The sequence below is a fragment of the uncultured Salinicola sp. genome, from assembly GCF_937921195.1.
Classification (GTDB): Bacteria; Pseudomonadota; Gammaproteobacteria; order Pseudomonadales; family Halomonadaceae; genus Salinicola.
Map to the genome: position 1 here is coordinate 57,334 of NZ_CALFQK010000104.1, position 8,622 is coordinate 65,955.

At 64.8% G+C, this 8,622-nt stretch carries 6 protein-coding genes; 5 read left to right on the forward strand and 1 reads right to left on the reverse strand.

Annotated elements, in window-relative coordinates; all coding sequences use genetic code 11:
• Positions 1–2 precede the first annotated feature (2 nt).
• Complete coding sequence (locus Q0602_RS10770) at positions 3–1,634, reverse strand: BCCT family transporter (RefSeq protein WP_295034840.1); 1,632 nt, start codon at positions 1,632–1,634, stop codon at positions 3–5.
• Positions 1,635–2,020: 386 nt separating this feature from the next.
• Here Q0602_RS10770 and Q0602_RS10775 point away from each other — a divergent pair, with 386 nt between their 5' ends.
• The 5 genes from Q0602_RS10775 to Q0602_RS10795 form a co-directional block, all read left to right on the forward strand.
• The gene (locus Q0602_RS10775; protein ID WP_298842785.1) at positions 2,021–3,820 is read left to right on the forward strand and encodes an acyl-CoA dehydrogenase C-terminal domain-containing protein; all 1,800 of its coding nucleotides are present in this window, start codon (positions 2,021–2,023) and stop codon (positions 3,818–3,820) included.
• A 346-nt stretch (positions 3,821–4,166) separates the two neighbouring features.
• Positions 4,167–5,486, forward strand: a complete 1,320-nt coding sequence (gene urtA / locus Q0602_RS10780; protein WP_298842788.1) for an urea ABC transporter substrate-binding protein — start codon at positions 4,167–4,169, stop codon at positions 5,484–5,486.
• Positions 5,487–5,571: 85 nt separating this feature from the next.
• The gene (gene urtB, locus Q0602_RS10785) at positions 5,572–7,251 is read left to right on the forward strand and encodes an urea ABC transporter permease subunit UrtB (RefSeq protein WP_298842790.1); all 1,680 of its coding nucleotides are present in this window, start codon (positions 5,572–5,574) and stop codon (positions 7,249–7,251) included.
• A complete protein-coding gene (urtC, locus tag Q0602_RS10790) occupies positions 7,248–8,339 on the forward strand; it encodes an urea ABC transporter permease subunit UrtC (protein WP_298842793.1) in 1,092 nt (363 codons plus the stop codon). Before urtB ends, urtC begins: the two co-directional genes overlap by 4 nt.
• Positions 8,336–8,622 (forward strand): ATP-binding cassette domain-containing protein (locus tag Q0602_RS10795; RefSeq protein ID WP_298842796.1); only part of this gene is annotated, 287 nt, incomplete at its 3' end. The genes urtC and Q0602_RS10795, both read left to right, overlap by 4 nt.

Genomic DNA, 8,622 nt, shown 5'->3' on the forward strand with positions numbered 1-8,622 from the left:
CGTCAGCCACGAGGCTCGGATCGCAACCCCTGGATGATCGCGTAGCACGCGGCCAGCAGCACGATGGTAAATGGCAAGCCGGTGGCGATGACCGCCGCCTGCAGAGCCGTCAGGCCTCCGCCCAGCAGCAGGGCGATGGCGATGGCGCCTTCGATCAGGGCCCAGAAGACACGTTGCGGCGTCGGCGCATCGACCTTGCCGCCGGCGGTGATCGAGTCGATGACCAGCGAACCGGAGTCCGAAGAGGTGATGAAGAACACCATGACCAGGATGATGCCGACGAACGAGGTGATTGATGTCCACGGCAGTTGGCCCAGCATGGCGAACAGCTGCAACTCCAGCGCTGCGTTCTTGACGCCGTCGAAGCCCTGATTGACGAGCTGATCGATGGCGGTGTCGCCGAAAGCGGTCATCCACAGCACGGAAACGAGGGTCGGTACCAGCAGCACCGCGATCAGGAATTCACGTACCGTGCGGCCGCGGCTGACGCGCGCGATGAACATGCCGACAAACGGTGACCAGGAGATCCACCACGCCCAGTAGAAGGCGGTCCAGCCATGCATGAAGTCGGTGTCTTCGCGGCCGAACGGGTTGGACAGTGCCGGAAGATTCTTGAGGTAGGAGCCCATGTTCTCGACGAAGCCGGTCGCGATCAGCAGGGTCGGGCCAACGACGATCACGAACAGCAGCAGCAGGAACGCGAGAGCCATGTTGATCTGCGACAGGCGCTGCACGCCCTTGTCCACGCCCAGCATGACCGATGTCAACGCGATCAGCGTGATGCCGATGATCAGCAGCACCATGGTGACGTTGGTGTTGGGGATGCCGAACAGATAGTTGAGCCCGGCCGATGCCTGCGAGGCGCCGAGACCCAATGATGTCGCCAGGCCGAACAGCGTCGCGAATACCGCCAGGATGTCGATGACGTGGCCAGGCCAACCCCAGATGCGCTCACCCAGAATCGGGTAGAAGATCGAGCGCATGGTCAGTGGCAGGCCCTTGTTGAAGGAGAACAGTGCCAGCGACAGCGCGACGATCGCGTAGATACCCCAGGGATGCAGGCCCCAGTGAAAGATCGTGGCCGCCATGGCCAGCGATTGTGCCTCTGCCGGGTTGCCTTCGGCGCCGCCCAGCGGTGCCCAGGAATCACCGGACATGGAGGTGCCGAAATGGGTGATCGGCTCGGAGACGCCGTAGAACATCAACCCGATGCCCATGCCCGCCGCGAACAGCATGGCGAACCAGCCCGCGTAGCTGAAGTCCGGCTTGGCGTGGAGGCCGCCGATTCTCACCCTGCCCAGCGGCGTGAAGATCAGCACGACGGAGAGCAGCACGAAGATGTTGGCGGCGAATAGGAACAGCCAGCTCAAGTTGTCGGTCAGGAAGCTCTTCGCCCCGTTGAAGATCGGCCCCATCTGATCCGGCAACGCCAGCGTGATGATGACGAAGAACAGGATCAGCAGTGACGAGATCGAGAAGACCTTGCCGTGCAGATCGACGTTGAAACCAAATCTATTGGTCTGGATATTGTCCTGGCCAATCACATAATCGGTATCGATGAGATTGGCGGGACCCTCTGGTGCCGGTATGCCTTCCTGCGGCGCATCCGGCTGATTGTTGGCGTCTTGAGCCACTAGCCGTCTCCATTGTTTGATGAGTCAGTTCGAGGCCGCCCTCGCGCGGCGACGATTCCCTTGCGCTCCCTTGCGTCGTCCGGGGGGCATGCCAGTGCGTGCCCACCCGGTCCAGGCAGAGCACACAGTCTGGCGTATCCGCCGGAACACGCAAGTTTCCCAATTATCCTGAATCAAGTCGGTGCTTCCAACCGTCTTGGCGAGAAACCCGAAGTTTCCCCGCCGCTGATCGCGACCGATAGCGCGATGATAGCGGCTTTCGACTCTCGATCCTGTTCTGGCGACGACGCGAGGAGTAGACCAAGGTCAGAGTGAAACGCGCTGGGGTTGTCGCCTATAGTCCCAGCTGTATTTAAACGAATGTTTGAATCTCCGGGAGAGTTCGAATGGCAGACTATCGCGCGCCGCTCGTGGACATGCGGTTCGTCCGTGAAGAGGTGTTTCAGGCCGAGCAGGAGTGGCAGGCCATGCCGGCGACCGCCGATTTCAACGCCGAGCTGGCCGATGCCGTCCTCGAGGAAGCCGCTCGCCTGGCCGAAGCGGAGCTGTTTCCGCTCAATCAGCGTGGAGACGCCGAGGGGTGCGTGATATTGGACGGCGCGGTGGCCACGCCGGGCGGGTTTCGCCAAGCCTTTCAGGAGATGGCGCGGGGCGGGTGGTGCGGCCTCGGCGGCAACCCTGCCTACGGTGGGCAGGGCCTGCCGAAACTGTTGACCCAGGCCTTCGACGAACTGCTCTACGCCAGCAACACCGGCTTCGCCCTCTATCTGACACTCAACAACGGTGCCGGGCTGCTGCTCGACGCTTACGCCGACGACGCGGTCAAGGCCCGCTATCTGCCGCGGCTCTACGCCGGCGACTGGTTGGGCACCATGTGTCTGACCGAACCGCACTGCGGCACCGATCTTGGGCTGATCAGGACTCGGGCGGTGCCCATCGATGGCGGCCGCTACGCGGTCACCGGCAGCAAGATCTGGATCACCGGCGGGGAGCATGACCTGACCGAGAACATCGTCCACCTGGTGCTGGCCAAGCTGCCGGATGCGCCCCCGGGCGCCAAGGGGATCTCGCTGTTCCTGGTACCGAAACGCCGGGTGCTGGACGACGGTTCGCTGGGGGAGGCGAACGGGGTGGTCTGTGGCGGGCTCGAGCACAAGATGGGTATCAACGGCAGCGCCACCTGCGTGATGCATTTCGAGGGCGCAGAGGGGATCCTGATTGGCGCGCCCCATCAGGGCCTGGCGACGATGTTCACGATGATGAACTACGAGCGGCTCTCGATCGGCATCCAGGGGCTCGGATTGGGCGACGTCGCCTATCAGAGCGCCATCGCCTTTGCCCATGAGCGTCGCCAGAGCCGTGCACCGGGTGCTGCTGCCGAGCCCGATCAGGCCGCCGATCCGATTCTGGTCCATCCGGACGTGCGGCGCATGGCGCTCAACGCTCGTGCCTGGAACGAAGGCGGTCGACTGTTTGCCGCCTTCGTTGCCCGTGAACTCGATCGCGCCAAATATCATCCCGATGACCAGGTGCGCGAGGAGGCCGGGGAGCTGGTCGCGCTGCTCACCCCGGTGGCCAAGGCGTTTCTGACCGACCGCGGCTTCGAGACCACGGTGGAGGCCCAGCAGCTCTACGGTGGCAGCGGCTATTGTGTCGAATGGGGCGCCGAGCAGTTCGTGCGCGATGCGCGAATCGCGATGATCTACGAGGGCACCAACGGCATTCAGGCCATGGATCTGATCGGCCGCAAGCTGACGCGCAACCGGGGAGCTTACGTCGAGCGCCTTGCCGGGCGGATCAGGGCGGATCTCGACGGTGACGCTATCGGGTCCCCCGAATTGCGGCCGTTCCGGGAGGCGCTCGAAACCGAGCTGAGCCGGCTCGAGCGAGTCAGCGACGCCGTGATCGAGGCGGCCGGAGCGGATGCGGCAGCGGCGGGCGCGGCAGCCCATGATTACCTGCATCTGGTGGGCTATGCGGTTTACACCTGGATGTGGTGGAAGGCGGCTCGCGCAGCGCAGCGAGGCCTGGCCCACCAGGGTCCATCCGGGGCCGATTTCTATCGCGCGAAGTTGATCGTGGGGCAGCACTTCCTGAGCCGTCAGTTACCGCAGGCCGAAGCGCTGGAGCGCCAGATCGCGGCGGGACCGTCAGGGCTGATGGCGCTCGAGGCGTCGTATTTCTGAGGCCTCGGAGGCGGTCTCGGCGGATCGCCTCAAACATCCGTGCACCTCCATGGCGCATTCGCATTCCGTGACGGCGTTTTCGTACCCATTGCGGTGCAGAGGTCGGCCGGCGGGACCCCCGGTTGCACCAGCAAAGCGAGGAGGCGTGCGATAGACGCTTCCTGCGTGCACCAATAACGGCCATTTTGTCGAATTTTGGCTGTCTTTCCCGGTTTTTGTATACAAGATTCTCGCGATCAGTCATCAAGGCACGAAAAATGCATCGGGTTGTCCAGTCGAGATCCACGCCCGTGGCCGGGTCTGGATCATCAGGCCGATCACCAAGGGTCATGACCAGGAGAATCCGATGACAACAACCTCCCTTCGCAAGTGGATTGCCGGTTCCAGCATCGTGCTGGGGCTGGCCGGTTTCGGTAGTACCGCCCTCGCCCAGGAAGCGGCGCAGGACCAGGGCCCGATCCGGGTCGGAATCCTGCACTCGCTCTCCGGCACCATGGCGATCAGCGAGTCGACGCTGAAAGACGAGATGCTGATGCTGATCGACAAGCAGAACGAGGCCGGCGGCCTGCTCGGTCGCCAACTGGAGCCGGTGGTGATGGATCCGGCCTCGGACTGGTCGCTCTACGCCGAACAGGCCCGTGACATGCTGACCGGCGACGACCGTGTCGACGTCATCTTCGGCAACTGGACGTCGGCCTCGCGCAAGGCGGTGCTGCCGGTGGTCGAAGAGCTCGATGGGCTGCTGTTCTACCCGGTGCAGTATGAAGGCGAGGAGTCCTCCGAGAACATCTTCTACACCGGCGCAGCCCCCAACCAGCAGGCGATTCCGGCGGTCGACTACCTGATGAGCCAGGGCGTGGAACGCTGGGCGCTGCTGGGCACCGACTACGTCTATCCGCGCACTACCAACAAGATTCTGGAGGCCTATCTCAAGGCGAATGGCGTTGCCGACGACGACATCATGGTCAACTACACGCCGTTCGGTTTCAGCGACTGGCAGTCGATCGTCTCCCAGGTCAAGGATTTCGGCAGCCAGGGGCGGAAGACGGCGGTGGTCTCGACCATCAACGGCGACGCCAACGTGCCGTTCTACAACGAGCTAGCCAACCAGGGCATCTCGGCGGGCGATATCCCCGTGGTGGCGTTCTCGGTGGGCGAGCAGGAGCTGACCGGGATCGATACCGCGCCGCTGGTCGGCCACATGGCGGCCTGGAACTACTTCATGAGCGTCGACAGCGATGCCAACTACGACTTCATCGACGACTGGGTCGCCTACACCGGCAATGACGAGGCGGTGACCAACGATCCGATGGAGGCGCACTACATCGGCTTCAACATGTGGACCCAGGCGGTCGAGAAGGCCGGGACCACCGATGTCGACGCGGTCAAGGATTCGATCATCGGCGTGACCGTACCCAATCTGTCCGGTGGCGCTTCCACCATGATGCCCAACCACCACATCACCAAGCCGGTGATGATCGGCGAGATCCAGGACGACGGGCAGTTCAGCGTGGTCTGGCAGACGCCGACGACCGTCGCCGGTGACGCCTGGTCGGATTACCTGCCGGAGTCGAAGAATCTGATCAGCGACTGGAGAGCCCCGCTGCGCTGCGGCAAGCTCGACGTTGAGTCGATGACCTGCGAAGACGGCCCGGGCGCCGACTGAGCCGGTTCTGCCGACACCGATGCCCGCCCGGGGCGTCGGTGTCGCTGTTTGGAGCTGATGGCAGACCGTGTTCGAGGGCGACATCATGAGCTTTACCACAGGATGGAAAGGCCCGGCGCCGAGGCGCAGGCTCACGATTCCCATGCTGCTGTGCCTGTTGATGGCCTGCGGTCTGGGTATCGGTTCAGAGGCTTCGGCCGCCTCCGGCGAATCGCAGGTGCAAGCGTCGAAGGGCGAGCCCCAGGCGCAGGCGAAAGGAGAGCCACGGGCGCTGCTGGGGGCGCTCGATACCGGCAGTTTTCAGGCCAAGGGCGACGCCGCCCAGGCGATCGCCGAGAGTGGCGCCGAGCAGAAGACGCGCTGGTTGCAGGCGCTGCTCGACGGCCGCCTGGGCAAGGAGCGTCGTGGCGATCGTTTCTATATCGTCACCGACGACAGTGGCCGCGAATGGCCGATCATCGATGCCATCACCTTCGAGGATGCCGGTACCGGCACCCGGCGCACCGTGGACATCTTCAAGATCAACAACGAGCTGCGCACGCGGATCGAGGGGCTGCTCGCTTCATTGTCGCTGAGCGCTGGCAATGAAGCCTCTCGGCTGTCGGCAGCGCAGCGCCTGGTCGGCGAAGTCACGGCCGACAACGCCGATCGCGTGCGCGGGATGCGCGACGACGAAGAGAGCGATGCCGTCCGCGGCCAGCTCGATGTGGCGCTGGCGCTCTACGATCTCCAGCAAGGCGATGCCGAGGCGCTGGACGCGCTGCGGGGCAACCTCGACACCCGCGTGCGCAACGCGTTGACCCCGATCGCCGCCGGTGATTCCGCGCTCGCCGCCGAGGCGCAGTCGGTACTCGACGGCATCGAGAGCAAGCGCGCCTGGTACGATCGCGTACAGACCCTGTTCTTCGGCCTGAGCGCCGGTTCGATTCTGGTGCTCGCCGCCATCGGCCTGGCCATCACCTTCGGCGTGATGGGCGTGATCAACATGGCCCATGGCGAGCTGATCATGATCGGCGCCTACACCACCTGGCTGATCCAGCAGGCGCTCCCCGGTCAGCCGGGCCTGGCGCTGGCCTTGGCGATTCCCGGCGGATTCCTGGTCGCCGGCGGGTTCGGCGTCGTCATCGAGCGCACCGTGATCCGCTTCCTCAAGGGGCGCCCGCTGGAGACGCTGCTGGCCACGTTCGGCCTCAGCCTCGTGCTGCAGCAACTGGTGCGCACGGTGTTCTCGCCGCTCAACCGTCGGGTGACCTCGCCGGAGTGGCTGCAGGGGGCGTGGCAGATCAACGAGGCGCTGTCGCTGACCCTCAACCGTCTTGGCGTGCTGCTGTTCTGCCTGGCGGTCTTCGCCGCGCTCTGGGCGCTGATGCGCTACACCCGGCTGGGACTGGAAGTGCGCGCGGTGACCCAGAACCGGGCGATGGCGCGCGCCATGGGCGTGCGCGCCACCCGGGTCGACATGCTCACGTTCGGCCTCGGTGCGGGCGTGGCCGGTCTCGCCGGCGTCGCCCTGTCGCAGTTGACCAACGTCGGGCCCAATCTGGGGCAGGGCTACATCGTCGACTCCTTTCTGGTCGTGGTCTTCGGTGGCGTGGGCAATCTATGGGGAACGCTGGTGGCCGGCATGTCGCTCGGTGTCATCAATCAGGTGCTGCAGCCGTGGGTCGGTGCCGTGCTGGCCAAGATCATCGTGCTGGTCGGCGTGATCCTGTTCATCCAGAAGCGCCCGCAGGGCATCTTCGCACCCAAGGGGCGGACCTCATGACGATCCAGGCTGTACCGCAGGAACGCGATCGATCCCGGCAGGCGTTCCTGTCCCGCTCGACGCTGGTGACCACTTTCGCGCTGATCGTCGGCATGCTGGCGGTGCTGATCCTCAACGCGCTGCCGGCGTCGAGCGCGCTGCACGTCAGCGGGGCGACCGTCGCGCTGCTGGGCAAGTACTTCACCTACATGCTGCTGGCCCTGGCGGTGGATCTGATCTGGGGCTATCTCGGCATCCTGAGTCTGGGGCATGGCGCCTTCTTTGCCCTGGGCGGCTACGCCATGGGGCTCTACCTCAACGCCCAGACCTCGCCGCTGCCCGGCTGGCAGTCGATCATGACCTACTTTCCGGTGGCGGCACTGGCGATCCTGCTGGCACCGGGATTGCTGGCGCTGGCGTTCGGCTGGCTGGCGTTTCGTTCGCGGGTCACCGGCGTCTACTTCTCGATCATCACTCAGGCGCTGACCTTCGCGCTGATGCTGGCGTTCAACCGCAACGAGATGGGCATGGGCGGCAGCACGGGGCTGACACGCTTCTACGAACTGCTGGGCTTCTCGCTGGCGAGCGAAAACATGACCGTGGCGCTGTTCGTGGCTTCCGGCATGGCGGTGCTGCTGGCGTTCTGGCTGTGCCGAGCGATCACCGTCTCGCGTCTCGGCCGGGTCAGCGTGGCGACCCGCGATGCCGAGGCGCGGGTGCGCTTCATCGGCTACCGGGTCGATCACGTCAAACTCGCACTGTTCGTCGTCTCGGCGATGATCGCCGGCGTCGCCGGGGCGCTCTACGTGCCGCAGGTGGGCATCATCAATCCCAGCACCTTCGCGCCGCTGTTCTCCATCGAAGTGGTGGTGTGGGTGGCGCTGGGCGGGCGCGCCACGCTCTACGGTGCCTTGCTGGGCGCGCTGGTGGTCAACTATCTGAAAACGGTGCTGACGGGGGCGATGCCGGATGCCTGGCTGTTCATTCTCGGCGGCCTGTTCGTGCTGGTGACGATGTTGCTGCCGCGTGGCATCGCCGGGGTGATCTCGGCGTGGCGGGGCACGCGGTTCGGTCGCAGGACGGGAGAGCGTAAGGAGGTGAGTGCATGAGCAGGACGGATGGCTCCCGTTTCGGCAAGCTGCGAGAGATCGCGCGGCCGGACCGCGTGTTCGATTTCATGGTGCCGGCCCAGTCGCCGGTGGATGTGCGCCACGGGCCGATCCTCTATCTGGAGGACGTCAGCGTCAGCTTCGATGGTTTCCGCGCCATCAACGGACTGAACCTGACCGTGGACGACGGCGAACTGCGCTGCATCATCGGCCCCAACGGGGCGGGCAAGACCACGATGATGGACATCATCACCGGCAAGACCCGACCCGACAGCGGCCAGGT

Bases quoted from the DNA above. Each gene is read 5' to 3' on its own strand.
- Q0602_RS10775 (WP_298842785.1), top strand. From the start codon at position 2,021: ATGGCAGACTATCGCGCGCCGCTCGTGGACATGCGGTTCGTCCGTGAA.
- urtC (WP_298842793.1), top strand. From the start codon at position 7,248: ATGACGATCCAGGCTGTACCGCAGGAACGCGATCGATCCCGGCAGGCG.
- urtB (WP_298842790.1), top strand. From the start codon at position 5,572: ATGAGCTTTACCACAGGATGGAAAGGCCCGGCGCCGAGGCGCAGGCTC.
- urtA (WP_298842788.1), top strand. From the start codon at position 4,167: ATGACAACAACCTCCCTTCGCAAGTGGATTGCCGGTTCCAGCATCGTG.